The organism is Microlunatus sagamiharensis, from assembly GCF_900105785.1.
Classification (GTDB): domain Bacteria; phylum Actinomycetota; class Actinomycetes; order Propionibacteriales; family Propionibacteriaceae; genus Microlunatus; species Microlunatus sagamiharensis.
Window position 1 is genome coordinate 2,128,117 of the sequence record NZ_LT629799.1, and the last position, 13,772, is coordinate 2,141,888.

The 13,772-nt window shown below is 72.3% G+C and carries 11 protein-coding genes and 1 other RNA gene; 6 read left to right on the plus strand and 6 right to left on the minus strand.

All coding sequences use genetic code 11. The features are described from left to right. Positions 1–197 precede the first annotated feature (197 nt). The 4 genes from BLU42_RS09665 to BLU42_RS09680 all read left to right on the plus strand — a co-directional run bounded on the left by BLU42_RS09665 (position 198) and on the right by BLU42_RS09680 (position 3,244). On the plus strand, positions 198–968 hold the full coding sequence (locus BLU42_RS09665) for a GAF and ANTAR domain-containing protein (protein ID WP_091074252.1): 771 nt from the start codon (positions 198–200) through the stop codon (positions 966–968). Positions 969–990: 22 nt separating this feature from the next. Beyond that, a complete protein-coding gene (locus BLU42_RS09670) occupies positions 991–1,698 on the plus strand; it encodes a GAF and ANTAR domain-containing protein (protein ID WP_197680697.1) in 708 nt (235 codons plus the stop codon). A 63-nt stretch (positions 1,699–1,761) separates the two neighbouring features. After that, positions 1,762–2,514, plus strand: a complete 753-nt coding sequence (locus tag BLU42_RS09675) for a GAF and ANTAR domain-containing protein (RefSeq protein WP_091074253.1) — start codon at positions 1,762–1,764, stop codon at positions 2,512–2,514. Between the two features lie 445 nt (positions 2,515–2,959). Further along, complete coding sequence (locus BLU42_RS09680; protein WP_091074254.1) at positions 2,960–3,244, plus strand: WhiB family transcriptional regulator; 285 nt, start codon at positions 2,960–2,962, stop codon at positions 3,242–3,244. Between the two features lie 180 nt (positions 3,245–3,424). Here BLU42_RS09680 and ssrA read toward each other — a convergent pair. Beyond that, positions 3,425–3,791: a transfer-messenger RNA gene (gene ssrA, locus BLU42_RS09685) on the minus strand. A gap of 147 nt (positions 3,792–3,938) precedes the next feature. Continuing rightward, on the minus strand, positions 3,939–4,553 hold the full coding sequence (locus BLU42_RS09690) for a DUF1707 and DUF4870 domain-containing protein (protein ID WP_091074255.1): 615 nt from the start codon (positions 4,551–4,553) through the stop codon (positions 3,939–3,941). A gap of 567 nt (positions 4,554–5,120) precedes the next feature. Between BLU42_RS09690 and BLU42_RS09695 the strand changes: the two genes are divergently transcribed. Both BLU42_RS09695 and BLU42_RS09700 read left to right on the plus strand, forming a co-directional pair. After that, entirely contained in the window at positions 5,121–5,492 is a 372-nt protein-coding gene (locus tag BLU42_RS09695; RefSeq protein ID WP_091074256.1) for an FKBP-type peptidyl-prolyl cis-trans isomerase, read from the plus strand. Positions 5,493–5,683: 191 nt separating this feature from the next. Next, a complete protein-coding gene (locus BLU42_RS09700; RefSeq protein WP_231918539.1) occupies positions 5,684–8,008 on the plus strand; it encodes an excinuclease ABC subunit UvrA in 2,325 nt (774 codons plus the stop codon). 3 nt (positions 8,009–8,011) lie between these two features. Here BLU42_RS09700 and BLU42_RS09705 read toward each other — a convergent pair whose 3' ends face one another. From BLU42_RS09705 to BLU42_RS09720, 4 genes are all read right to left on the minus strand, one after another. Then, positions 8,012–9,928, minus strand: coding sequence for a DUF2207 domain-containing protein (locus BLU42_RS09705; RefSeq protein WP_091074258.1), 1,917 nt, complete (start codon positions 9,926–9,928; stop codon positions 8,012–8,014). Continuing rightward, positions 9,925–10,404: an SsrA-binding protein SmpB gene (smpB, locus tag BLU42_RS09710; RefSeq protein WP_091080053.1), complete on the minus strand. Its 480-nt coding sequence runs from the start codon at positions 10,402–10,404 to the stop codon at positions 9,925–9,927. The genes BLU42_RS09705 and smpB overlap by 4 nt, the downstream gene beginning before the upstream one ends. Positions 10,405–10,475: 71 nt before the next feature. Then, entirely contained in the window at positions 10,476–11,519 is a 1,044-nt protein-coding gene (locus BLU42_RS09715) for an NAD(P)-dependent alcohol dehydrogenase (RefSeq protein ID WP_091074259.1), read from the minus strand. A gap of 296 nt (positions 11,520–11,815) precedes the next feature. Further along, a complete protein-coding gene (locus BLU42_RS09720; RefSeq protein ID WP_157719912.1) occupies positions 11,816–13,201 on the minus strand; it encodes a M23 family metallopeptidase in 1,386 nt (461 codons plus the stop codon). Between the last annotated feature and the right edge of the window lie 571 nt (positions 13,202–13,772).

The following is a 13,772-nucleotide window of genomic DNA, read 5'->3' on the forward strand; positions in this document are numbered from 1 at the left end:
CTTCGAGGTCCTCGCCCAGCGGGATCAGCCTCTCCGGCCGCGCCCGCTGCGCCCTCTCGCCGAGCGGCTGGCATGATCGGGGGAACGGGTCAGACATCGGCTCGCCGGCTCCTCGTGCACCAACGACGGCGGTCTGCTGCTCGACCTGGAGGACCTTCGCGGTCCGCAGGGCGCGTGCGACCCGGGAAGGCACGACCATGACCAGCGACGCCCACTCCAGCCCTCAGGGCGAGCCGTCCGCAGAGGACCACGGGACGGCGAGCACCGACGCGCTCGCCGGCCGGCTCGGCGGGCTCGCCCGACAGCTCGAGGCCACGGACGACCCGAGCACGATGCTCGACGAGCTGGTCGCCGCGGCCGTCGCGATCATCCCCGGGGTCGAGCACGCCTCGCTGAGCATGGTCCAGCGGCGTCGAGAGGTCCGCTCCGACTACCCGTCGAGCGAGCTCCCGGCACGGGTCGACGCCATCCAGAACGAGGTCGGCGAAGGTCCCTGCCTCGACGCGATCTACGAGGAGCAGACCGTCCGGGTGCCCGACATGCTCCACGAACCCCGCTGGCCGCGGTTCGCGAAGCGGGCGCACGACGCCGGGGCGGGCAGCATGCTCTCCTTCCAGCTGTACGTCCAGGACGACAACCTCGGCTCGCTGAACCTGTACAACACCCGGGCGAACGGTTTCGATGACGAGTCCGAGCAGGTCGGTCTGCTCTTCGCCAGCCATGCGGCGGTCGCGTACGCCGACTCCAAGAAGATCTCCAGCATGGGTCGCGCGCTCGCCAGCCGGGACCTGATCGGTCAGGCGAAGGGCATGCTGATGGAGCGCTACCACCTCGACGCGGATCGGGCCTTCGGCGTCCTCACCCGGGTGAGCCAGGCGACCCACCGGCCACTCCGCGAGATCGCCGAGGAGCTCGCCACGACCGGCCGGCTCACCGCGCTCGAGCCCGATCGAGGGGGCGGCGAATGACCGTCCCGCGGGCGGCCGGAGCGTGACGTCGATCGAGGCCTCCCTCATCGAGGCGCTGGACGGCGGACGCGGGGCCGTGGCGGCGGACCGGCTGTGCGAGGCGTGCGTCACCCTCCTGTCGGTCGACGCGGCCGCGATCTCCCTCGTCTTCGACGGGGTCAACACCGGCACCCTGGGCGGCAGCAGCGACCGGGCGCGGTTGTTCGACGAGCTGCAGTTCACCTACGGGGAGGGCCCCTGCCTGGAGTCGGTGGCGACCCGGGCCCCGGTGCTCGCGCTGGACCTGGGCGCCGAGGTAGACGCCGGCCGGTGGCCCGCGTACGGCCCGGCGCTGCTCGACCAGGGCATCGCCGGCGTGTTCGCGATCCCCGTGCTGGTCGCCGGGGAGTACGTCGGGGCGCTCGACCTCTTCCGGCGCCAGGTGGTGGCGCTGGACGGCTCGGACCTCTCCGGGGCCCTGGTGGCGGCGGAGCTGGCGGAGATGCCGCTGCTGGACCTGCTCAGCGCGACCACGCAGGAGCCGTTGGAGCCCGGGACGCCCGCCTGGGCCGAGCTCGACAGGATCAGCCGGGACGAGGTCAGCCAGGCCACCGGCATGCTGGTGGCCCAGCTCGACGTGGATTCGGCCCAGGCGCTCGTCCGGCTGAGGGCCCACGCCTACGCGACCGACCGTTCGGTGACGGCGGTCGCCCGCGACGTCATCGACCGCCGGCTCCGGCTCGAGGCCTGATGACCGCACACCTCCCCCGCCCGGCCTCGGCCGGCACCACCTCCGCTCGGAAGGGAGCTCCTGATGGCCGACGATGCTCGTGAGGCACGCGTGCTCAGCGCCGTGGTCACCCTGGTCGACAACCTGCTGCAGGACTTCGACGTCGTCGAGCTGCTCACCGACCTGACCGAGCAGTGCGCGACCCTGCTCGACGTGTCCTCGGCCGGGCTGCTGCTCGCTGACGCGCGCGGCGGGCTGCACCTGATGGCCGCCACCTCCGACCACACCGAGGAGATCGAGCTGCTGCAGCTGCAGGCCGACGAGGGGCCCTGCCTGGACTGCTACGCCAGCGGCCGGCCCGTCTCGATCGCCGACCTCTCCGCCGTGAGCGGTCGCTGGCCGCAGTTCGTCCCGGCCGCACGCAGCGCCGGGTTCGCGTCGGTGCACGCCGTCCCGATGACGGCGGCCGGCAGCGCGTTGGGAGCGCTGAACCTGTTCGGCACCCGGTCCGGGAGCCTCAACGAGTCCGACCTCCTGGTCGCCCGCAGCCTCGCCCACGTCGCCAGCGTGGCCATCGTGCAGGGACACCCGCCGACCCCGGAGACCGTCCTGCCGCGCCTGAAGTCGGCGCTGGCCAGCCACGTGGTGGTCGAGCAGGCCAAGGGCTTCCTGCGCGAGCGCCTCGACGTCACCGTCACCGAGGCGTTCGCCCTGCTGCGTCGCTACGCCCGCGAGAACGACACGCACGCCTCCGCCGTGGCGCGCCGGCTCATGTCGGAGCCGGCGTCACGGCCCACGATCGTGGACGGCATCCGGCGGCTGACGGCGGCGGTCTGAGCACGAGCGGGGCCCGAGAGGTCGACACCGCGGTGGATGGGGCGTAGCGTCGTCCGCGCTGATAGTTCAGCCGAAGTGGGGATCAAGGCGCCGCCGTCCCAGCCGCGTCCTGCTGATCGAGCGCTCACGACCGACCAAGCGCTCATCGTGATGGAGCCCCCGTGCCCGAACCCTCCAGCGTCCTCCCCGTCCGTCCGACCGGTCCCGAGGACCGGCCCGGTGTCCGCGGCCACGCATCGTCAGCCGTGCCGCGACGACTGCCACGAGGCGGCAGGCACGCCGGCGCACGCTCGCTGCCGACCCAGGCCGCCAGGCAAAGCCGCTGGTCGAGTGGGCCGGAGACCGCCGAGGACGACCTCATGCGGCGCGTCTTCGTCGCCTCGGCGTCGCAGCGCTACCGGTTGGACCGAGATGCCGCGACCGTGTCGCCCACGGAAGCAGCCTGATGGGTCAGGTGCAGGCGTGGCGCGCGCAGGCCGCGTGCCTCGGCCACGACCTGTCGGTGTTCTTCCCCCCGGGCGGAGCGTCGGCCCGGGCTGAGATCGCCGAGGCCAAGCGCGTCTGCGACGCGTGTGTCGTGCGTGGTGCGTGCCTGGAGTGGGCGCTCCGGAGCGGGGTCTCGGACGGGGTCTTCGGCGGGCTCGACGCAGGAGAGCGCACGTCGCTCCGGCCGCCACGTACACGGCGCCGACCGTCACCCGTGCTCGTCAGGACGACACCGCGCAGGTGACGGCGGGCAGCTGGTGGGCCAGGACGACGGGCGCGAGGAAGGTCGTCGAGGCACCGCGACGACCGCCGCTGCTACTCACCGAGAGGGGCGTCGGCAGAGACGGACGAGCCCTCACGACCGGACGGTCGTGAGGGCTCTCGACTCTGTCAGGTCGTCGCCGACAGCTCGCGACGACCTCAGGGGTGGAGGTGGCGGGAATCGAACCCGCGTCCTTGGACAGCGAACCAGGTCTTCTCCGGGCGCAGCTGGCTAGTCGTCTTCTCGGTCCCTGCGCTCGCGCCAGCACGTCGCAGACAGACCCAGTCTCAGAAAAGTCCCGGACGCACCCTGAGACACGGTGCGGCCAGCAAGTCCTCTAGATGAGGCCAGGTTCCGGGGCGAGGACGGCCTCGGTCTGACCCTTCGATCACTGTTTAGACAGCGAGAGCGAAGTCAGTGCGCTTAGAGTTGGCACTTGTTGGTTTCCAAGGGACATTAACGAGTTGACCTTGGATTCTCGGCCCGCTTCTCCTGGGACTACCGACCCAAGTCGAAACCGATCACCCCCTGTTGAGTTGTCCACCCCGTCGGCCGCGTACGGCTTCCGGAGCGAGGGCCCACTCTACCTGCGTAGCGCGGGACCTGCCATGGGTAACGCGAGAGGGCCGGGAACATTCCCGGCCGGCTCACGGTCCACGGACCCGGGTGCTGCCCGCTACCTCTCGGACAAGACCTGCAGCTTGAGCACCCGCGTCACCGGGTTGCGCCAGTCCTCGCCCTGCAGCGCCTTCGCGCCGCCGACGATCGTGAGGATGAACCAGCCCAGCGCCATGAAGCCCATCACCGGGTCGAAGCCGTCGCCGGGGAAGATCGCCGTGGTGATGCCTCCCGCGATCAGCAGGAGGAACGACAGCAGCTGGAAGTTGAACGCCTTCGCCGCCTCGCGACGGGCGTACGTCCCCGGGCTCGAGAGCCCGAAGACGACCAGCGGGCCGAGGATCCAGAGCAGGAACACCGAGAAGTGCGCGAAGCCGGCGGCGCCCCGTCCGGCCTGCTGACGCAGCTCGGGCCGCACGAGCGGCTGGTAGGCCGGGTGCAGGCCGACGGCCTGCGAGGCCATCGGCACCTGCACGAGCCCCAGGAAGGCCTCGTTGAGCCCACGACGGTCGTGGGCCTCGAGGACCCGTCCGAGGCGCCAGTCGAGCTCGCTCTCCCCGATGCGGTCCTCGGCGTACGCCTGCTGCAACCAGGCCACCGCACGGTCGCGCTGCTCGGGGGTCACGCTCATCGTCAGCGTGGGGTGCGGGTGGTTCGGCTGCGTCGCGCTCATGGGTTCAAGGATCGTCCGGAGAGGGACCGAACCACCATCAGGCGCGACCCCGGTCCCTCCCCGATGAACGTTCCCTGAGTGCACCGGCGCCCTTCGACAGGCTCAGGGATCGTTGGCGCGTCTGCCCGAACGCTCCCACGCCCCCTGAGCTTGTCGAAGGGCCACGAAGTGGTCGGCGCTCCACCCCGGACGCACGAACGGACCGCGCCTGCCGGGCGCCCTTCGACAGGCTCAGGGATCGTTGTCACGTCTGCCCCGAACGCTGGAGCTTCACACGCCCCCTGAGCTTATCGAAGGTCCACGACGTGGTTGGTGCTCCACCCCGGACGCACGAACGGCCCGCGCCTGCCGGGCGCCCTTCGACAGGCTCAGGGATCGTTGTCGCGTCTGCCCCTAGCGCTGGAGCTTCACACGCCCCCTGAGCTTGTCGAAGGGCCACGACGTGGTTGGTGCCTCCCTTCCACGCACGGACGAAGCGCGCCTGCTCAGGGGCCCTTCGACAAGCCCAGGGATCGTCCTCGGGTCTGCACGAACGTCCGGTCCGAGCGCTCGGGATAGGTTGAACGCATGTCTGAGAAGCCCGAGATCGACGCACCCGAGGGTCCCCCGCCCACCGAGCTGGAGGTCACCGACCTGACCGTCGGCGACGGGGCGGAGGCCGCAGCCGGCAACACCGTCAAGGTGCACTACGTGGGCGTGGCCTACAGCACCGGCGAGGAGTTCGACGCGTCGTACAACCGCGGCGCCCCGCTCGACTTCCCCCTCGGGGCCGGCCACGTCATCCGCGGCTGGGACGAGGGCGTGGCCGGGATGAAGGTCGGCGGCCGCCGTCGCCTCGTCATCCCGCCGCACCTGGCGTACGGCGACCGCGGCGCGGGCGGCGTGATCGCCCCGGGCGAGACCCTGATCTTCGTCGTCGACCTGGTCGACGTTCGCTGAACGAGCCCGGCGAGCGGGCGCCGCGCGGCCTCGTCGAGGTCCGCGGCGCCCGCGAGCACAACCTCCGCGACGTCGACGTCTCGCTGCCGCGCGACGCGGTCGTCGCCTTCACCGGCATCTCCGGGTCGGGCAAGTCCTCGCTCGCGTTCGCGACGATCTTCGCGGAGTCCCAGCGCCGCTACCTGGAGTCGGTGGCGCCGTACGCCCGCCGGCTGATCCAGCAGGCCGGGGTCCCCCGTGTCGCCTCGGTGACCGGTCTGCCGCCGGCCGTCGCCCTGCAGCAGCAGCGCGGCGGGGTCGGGTCCCGGTCGTCGGTCGGCACCCTGACCACGCTGTCGAACACGCTGCGGATGCTCTTCTCCCGTGTCGGGGACTACCCCGACGGCGCCGAGCGCCTCGACTCCGACGCCTTCTCGGCCAACACCCCGGCCGGCGCGTGCCCGCACTGCCACGGCGTCGGCCAGGTCTACGCCGTGAGCGAGTCCTCCGTCGTGCCCGACCCCTCGCTGAGCATCCGCGACGGCGCGGTCGCCGCCTGGCCGGGCGCGTGGCTCGGCAAGAACTTCCGCGACATCCTCCGGGTGCTGGGCTACGACGTCGACCGGCCGTGGCGCGAGCTCGACCGGGCCGACCGCGACTGGATCCTCTTCACCGACGAGCACCCCGTCGTCACCGTGAACTTCGAGCGCGAGGCCGGTCGGATCCAGCGGCCCTACCAGGGCCGTTGGACGGGTGTGCGCGAGTACGTGCTCACGACCTTCGCGACCACGAGGTCGGCCCCCATCCGCCGGCGCCTGCGCGGCTACCTCGACGCCAGCCCCTGCCCGGTCTGCGGCGGCCGCCGCCTGCGGCCGGAGGCCCTCGCCGTCACCTTCGCCGGCCACGACATCGCCTCGTTGACCGCCCTGCCCGTCGAGCGCCTGACCGCCGTCCTCGAGGAGGCGGTGGGTGCGCACGACCCCGACAGCGCCGCCGGCACGCTGCTGGGCGAGCTGCTCGGGCGTACGGCGCTCGTGGTCGACCTGGGCCTGGGCTACCTCGCGCTCGACCGGGCGCTGCCGACGCTGTCGTCCGGCGAGCTCCAGCGGCTGCGCCTCGCCACGCAGCTGCGCTCCGGGCTCTTCGGCGTCGTCTACGTCCTCGACGAACCCTCCGCCGGCCTGCACCCGGCCGACACCGAGGCCCTGCAGGAGGTGCTGCTCGGCCTGCGCGACGCGGGCAACACCGTCCTGCTCGTGGAGCACGACCTCGACCTCGTGCGGCAGGCCGACTGGCTGGTCGACGTCGGTCCCGGGGCCGGCTCCGGCGGCGGCCTCGTGCTGCACAGCGGGCCGGTCGACGGCCTGGCGGCGGTCGAGGCCTCGGCGACCAGGCCCTACCTCGACCCGGCCTACCGGCCGGTGGTCAACGCCTCGCCGCGGGCGCCGCAGGAGTGGCTGCGGCTCGAGGGCGTGAGCGCCCACAACCTGCACGACCTCGACGTCGCGCTCCCCCTCGGCACGCTGACCGTCGTCACCGGCGTCTCGGGCGCCGGCAAGACGAGCCTGGTCAGGGTCCTGACCGGAGCCGTCCGCGACCACCTCGGGCTGCCCGACGAGCCCGAGGAGGACGGTGAGGAGCCGGACGAGGACACCGAGGACACGACCGCGGGCGAGGCGGACGACACGGCCGCCGACGACGTCGAGCCGCGGCCCGAGGTCCGGCGGGCGTACGGCCTCGAGCAGGTGACCCGGCTCGTGGTCGTCGACCAGCGCCCGATCGGCCGGACGCCGCGCTCGAACCTCGCCACCTACACCGGGCTGTTCGACGCCGTCCGGTCCGCGTACGCCCGCACGCCCGAGGCGAAGGCCCGGCGCTGGAGCGCCAGCCGCTTCTCCTTCAACGTGGCCGCGGGACGCTGCCCGACCTGCAAGGGCGAGGGGTTCGTCGCCGTGCGGATGCTCTTCCTGCCCGGCTCCTACTCACGCTGCCCCACCTGCCACGGCTCGCGCTACGCCGCGGAGACCCTCGAGGTCACCCGCGGCGGCCTGAGCATCGCCGACGTGCTCGACCTCGACGTCGATCAGGCGGTGGAGGCGCTGGCCGACATCCCGGCCGCCGTGCGGGGGCTGACCGCGCTGCGCGACGTGGGTCTCGGCTATCTGCGCCTCGGCCAGCCGGCGACCGAGCTCTCCGGGGGCGAGGCGCAGCGCATCAAGCTCGCCACCGAGCTGCAGCGCTCACGGCTGGCCGGCACGCTCTACGTCCTCGACGAGCCGACGACCGGGCTGCACCCGGCCGACACCGAGCGGCTGCTGCGGCTGCTGCAGGGCCTGGTCGACGGCGGCAGCACCGTCGTGGTCGTCGAGCACGACGCGGCCGTGGCCCTCGCGGCCGACTGGCTCGTCGACCTCGGGCCCGGGGGCGGAGACGCGGGCGGCCGGGTCGTCGACGCCGGCACCCCGGTCGAGGTGGCCCGGCGGGCGCTCGGCCCGACCGGCTCGCACCTGGCGCGGAGGCTCAGCCCGACAGGCTGAGGCTCACCAGCTGCTGCTACCTCCGCCGCCGCCGCCACCACCGGAGAAACCGCCTCCGCCGAAGGAGCTGCCGCCACCGAAGCCGGTGCCGCTGCTTCCCGAGCTCGCGCTCGGCACCGGCGTGGCCGCCGAGCTCAGCGCGCCCGTCAGGAAGCCTGTGTTGAAGGAGGCGAGGTTGAGGTTGCCGTAGTACCAGTACGGCGTGGTGTCCGGGATGCGGCCCATGGCCACCAGGTCGCCGCACACCTTGGCCCAGCGGTCGGCGAGCCCGAACACGATGGCCCAGGGCAGGTAGCGCGAGAAGATGTCCTCGCCCTCCTCGAAGCGCAGCTGGTCGGCCTCGGCCGTGGCCAGGTACTTCTCGAAGCCCTCGACCTGGTCGGTCCAGGCGCGGCCCTCGGGCGTGCGCTGCCCGCGACGCATCTTGTGCTTGACCACCGCGACCGTGATGACCACCGGCAGCAGCGCCACGGCGAGGAGCAGCGCCCACAGCCCGGCGTGAACGATCCCGAAGATCGAGAGCGCGACGACGGCGAAGCCGAGGCTCGTCGTCGTCTTCTTGCCGGGCACCTTGGTGAACCAGCCGCGCGCGGCGACCTGCTGGCGCACGGCGGCGTCCATGTCCTGGTGCGCCCGCAGCATGCTGCCCTGCGAGCTGAGGTCGACGACCGTGCCGGGCGGGTCGCCGCGGAAGACCCCGTTGAGGAGCCGCATCTCGTGCGGCGCCGTGGCGACGTTGGGGTCCCGCAGCTCGACGCGGACGTCGTCCTTGCTCTCGCTGATGATCCGCAGCCCACCCCGGACCGCGAGGTCGACCAGCGTCGCCGCGGTCTCCTTGGTGTCGATCTGGCCGTCGACGAGCATCCCGGCCTCGGCGACCGGGATCTTCGGGGGCACGAAGGCCACGGGGATCTGCATGTCCGGGTCGCTCAGCTCCGTGGCGACCTGCTGGTCACCGACCGGGAACGTGCCGGGCGGCATACCGGCAAAGCGCTGGTCTCGCCCGTTGCGCCGGTAGTAGGCGGCACCGAGCAACGGGCTGGCGATCGCCGCCCCGCCGACCGCGACCCCCGCACCCACGAGCGCCGCGTTCTCAGCCGGCGTCCGGGCGTCGGCGCGCGGTTGCAGGTCAGGGGTGACGACGGCGACCTGGCCCGGCTCGATCTTGACGCCGATCGTCATGTTCGACCGTGCGGCGAGGTCGTTCGTCTGAAACACACCGACGTCGCCCTGGACCCTCGGCGTCTGGGTGCAGGGGTCCTTGGAACCGACCGGCCCGGCGTAGCAGGTGAGCGCGTCCTCGTACGGGCCGTCAGGAACGTCGGCCGTGACGGCCACCCGCTCGAACGCTGGGTTCCCTGTGCCCGTGACGTCCCAGTACAGCTCGTCGTACGGAGGATTCGCGCCGGGCGAGCTGCGCAGCGCGCCCTGCACGTCGTACGTGATGACGTAGGTCGCGGTGGGGGCTGAGACCGTCTCGCTCGAGCTGCCGATCGTCAGAGTCGTCTCGACCAGACGACCCTTCTGAGAAGAGTCGTCCTCCTGGCTGACGTCGGTGTTGACCCCGTCAGGGCTGGAGACCCTGATGTTGCTGAGCGTGTAGACGGCGTCCTGGTCGGTGTCCTTGCCGTTCTCCGACCAGGGCTCGCGGACGACGAGGGTCCGCTTGATGCCGTGGCGGCCGGACTCACTGCCGAACTGCCAGACCCACGTCTCCTTGACGCTCAGCACGCCGCTCGGGTTGACCGTGTAGGCGACGTCCAGCGACCGCACCAGGTCGCTCGTGGCGGCGTACGCGGGCCGAGCGCCCAGCGCGAGCGTGGTCAGGACCACGCCGCAGGCGAGGAGCAGCGCGGCCAGCAGCCGCCCGGCGCGACCGAGCGGGGCCGGCAGGAGCGCCGCCCTCGCCCGGGAGCTCACCGATTCCTCCGGTTGCGGGCGGCCAGGGCCCGCTCGGCCTCGCGGCGCCCCTCGCGCTCGGCGAGGGCGTGGCGCTTGTCGTACTCCCGCTTGCCGGTGCCGAGCGCCAGCTCGACCTTGGCGTAGCCGTCGTTGAAGTAGAGCGACAGCGGGATGAGCGTCGCCGCGCCCGTGGAGCCGAGCTCGCGGGCGATCTTGTCGATCTCGCGGCGGTTGAGCAGCAGCTTGCGGGTGCGCCGCGCGGTGTGGTTGGTCCAGGTGCCGTGGCTGTACTCGGGGATGTTCGCGCCCCGCAGCCACACCTCGCCGTCGTCCAGCGTGGCGTACGCGTCGGTCAGGTTGGCGTGGCCGGCCCGCAGGGACTTGACCTCGGTCCCGCTCAGGACGAGGCCCGCCTCCCACGTGTCGTGGATGGTGTAGTCGTGCCGCGCCTTCTTGTTCGACGCGACGACGCTGCGACCCTTCTCCTTCGGCATGAGACCCATTCTCCCTGCTCGCGGGGTCGCCCGGGGTCCCGCCTCCGTGGACGGAGGCGGGACCGGCGCGATCAGCCCAGCGTGGCGGTGTCGATGACGAAGCGGTAGCGGACGTCGCTGGCGACGACCCGGTCCCAGGCCTCGTTGATCTTGTCGGCGCTGATGACCTCGATCTCGGCGCCCAGGCCGTGCTCGGCGCAGAAGTCGAGCATCTCCTGGGTCTCGGGGATCCCGCCGATGCTCGAGCCGGCGAGGCTGCGGCGGCCCGGGAGCAGCGAGAAGGCCTTGACCGACATCGGGTGCTCGGGGGCGCCGACCTCGACGAGGGTGCCGTCGACGCGCAGCAGGCTCATGTACGCGTCCAGGTCGAGGTTCGCCGAGACGGTGTTGACGATGAGGTCGAAGGACCCCTTCAGCTGCTCGAACGTGGCGGGGTCGCTCGTCGCGTAGTAGTGGTCGGCCCCGAGGCGGAGCCCGTCCTCCTGCTTCTTGAGCGACTGGCTGAGCACCGTGACCTCGGCGCCCATCGCGTGGGCGATCTTGACGCCCATGTGGCCGAGCCCGCCGAGGCCGATGATGGCGACCTTCTTGCCGGGGCCCGCGTCCCAGTGGTTCAGCGGGGAGTAGAGGGTGATGCCGGCGCAGAGCAGCGGGGCCGCCTCGTCGAGCTCGATGCCCTCGGGGATGCGCAGCGCGAAGTCCTCCTCGACCACGATGTGGGTCGAGTAGCCGCCGGCGGTCGGCTTGCCGTCGCGGCCGATGCCGCCGTAGGTGCCGATGTTGCCGTTGAGGCAGTACTGCTCCAGGCCCTGCTTGCAGCTGTCGCACTCGCGGCAGGAGTCGACGAGGCAGCCGACGCCGACGCGGTCGCCGACCTTGTGCTTGCTGACGTCCGACCCGACCTCGGCGACGACGCCGGCGATCTCGTGGCCGACGACGATCGGCCAGCCGGCGTCGCCCCACTCGCCGCGGGCGGTGTGGATGTCGGAGTGGCAGATGCCGGCGAACTTGATGTCGATCAGGATCTCGGTCGGGCCGACGTCGCGGCGCTCGATCGTGGTCGGGGCGAGCGGCTCGGTGGCGCTCGGGGCTGCGTACGCATGCACGGTCAGCATGGGTGCTCCTCGGTGGTCGTGGACGTCCAGGGCGGCGGGGTGACCGCGCGGGCACCTGGGTCCGGCGTGCCGGGGGCTACGGCACCCGGCGGCGGCGACCGCTCGGAGGCGGCGCCGTGGCCATCGTAGGCGGACGCACCGCAGGGGTCCCGGGGCGGTCGGCCGCCCCTCCCCCGCCCCCGGAACCCGTACACGCCGGGGCCGGACCCGCTTCCCCTGCGGTCCGACCCCGGCGTGCAGCACCGGGAGGTGTTTCCTGGGCCGGGTTGCGAGTCCGGCTCAGCTCGTGGGGCTGGTCAGTACCAGCTCATCGGGTTCACCATCGAGCCGTTCAGCCACACCATGAGGTGGAGGTGGCAGCCCGTGGAGTAGCCCGTCGTTCCGACGTAGCCGATGACCTGGCCCTTGCGCACCCGGTCACCCACCCCGACGGTGTAGCGGATGGCGTGGTTGTAGCCGGTGGTCACGTACTTCCCGTCGACCCGGCCGTGGTCGATCATCAGCCGGTTGCCGTAGCCGGCGTTGTAGTACTTCTCCGACACCACGCCGTCGTACGCGGCGTGCATGGCCGTCCCGCACCCGGCGCCGAAGTCGGTGCCGTCGTGCAGCTTCCACACGTGCAGCACGGGGTGGAGCCGCATCCCGTAGGGCGACGTGATGGGCGCCGAGACCGGGTAGATGAAGCCGTGGTGGGCACCGGACGAGGAGCTGCTGCCCACCGAGGGGCGGGGGGCGGCGGGCCGCGGGGTCGCCGACCGGGTCGAGCGGGACGCCGACGAGGACCGCTTGGCCGACTTGGCCGCCTTGGCCGCGCTGGCGGCCTGACGCGCCTCCTTGGCCTGCTCCGCGGCGCGCCGGGCGGCCGCCGCCTTCTCGGCGGCCCGGGCCGCCGCCTTCTCCTTGGCGATGCGCGCCGCGATGCGGTTCTCCACCGACGACCGCTCGGCGGTCAGCTTGGCGTACTGGGCCTTGTCGTTCGCGACGTCCTTGGCCGCGACCTGCTGGGCTGCCTGGCGGGCCGACACCTCGCCGGCCACGGCGGCCTGGGCCGAGCGGGCCTGGGCCTCGAGCGTGCGGGTGCGGGCTAGGGAGTCGGCTGCCTCGGCGCGGTCGTCGGCGACCTTCTTCTCGGCCTTGGCCATCTCGGCCCGCTTGGCCTTGAGCTGCGCCTCGAGCGCCAGCAGGTCGTCGATCTTGGCCTGCGTGGTGTCGAACATCGTCGTCGACCACTGCATGCGGGTCGCCAGGTCGGCGGTGCTCGCGTCGGTGATCACCGCGATGGGCATCAGGTTGGTCTGCTGCTGGTAGGCGCTGCGCACCATCACCCCGACCATCTTCTTCTTGGCGTCGAGCCGCTCCTGGCACTCGAGGACCGCGGCCTTGGCCTTGGCGAGGTCGGTCTGCGCCTGCTTCAGCTTCTTGGCCAGCCGGGCGTCCTCGACCCGCGCGGCGTCCAGCGCGGACTGCGCGCTGGCCAGCGCGGCCTGGGCGGAGGCCAGCCGGCTCTCCGCCTCGTCGAGCCGGACGCCGGCGCTGCTCAGCGCCGCGCTCGACTCGCTGAGGTCGGCCTTGGTCCGGCTGATCTGCTGCTTGAGCTCGGCCCGGCGGTCGGTCAGGTCGTCGGCCTGGGCCGACGAGACCAGCAGGCCGGCACTGAGGGCGACGACCAGCGCACCGGTCATGAGGGCGGCGGGTACGCGGCGAGGCGTGGCCAGGGCGCGGCGGAGCGGATGGAGCGGGTGGGGCTGACGCTGACCGGTGCGGTCGTCAGCGTCCGGAGCGTCGGTGACGCGGGGAAGGTCCGGCACAGCTGTCTCCCAATTCGGGGGTCCGCCGAGGGCTGCTGCAGGACCGTTCGCGGCGGTCCGGCTCTGACTCTCGACTTGAGATCGAGATTCTGGGGAGAATCCCGGTGTGTCGGTCGGGGTGACCGGCGGCCCGGATGTTACGCAGACGTCAGACCGGGGTCGCAACCCCTGGCACGCGAGTCACAGCCGTCCCAGGCGTGACTGAAGGTGAAGGCTTCATCGAGACTTCAGCAGCACGGTCGAGGCAGCACAGAGGCGCCTGAGGTGTCAAGACCCTGCAGTCCGAAGAGGCCCCGAGAGGCCCCGAGAAGCCGTCGGAGCACCAGCGCCCTGGTGCGAGGTCGTTGGACCACCGGTCAGCAGTGGGCGCCAAGCCGCCCTGCCGGACCCGGAACCGACCAGTGGTCAGCAGTGGGCGGTCTGGGCGCTCGGAACGGCCCGGAAG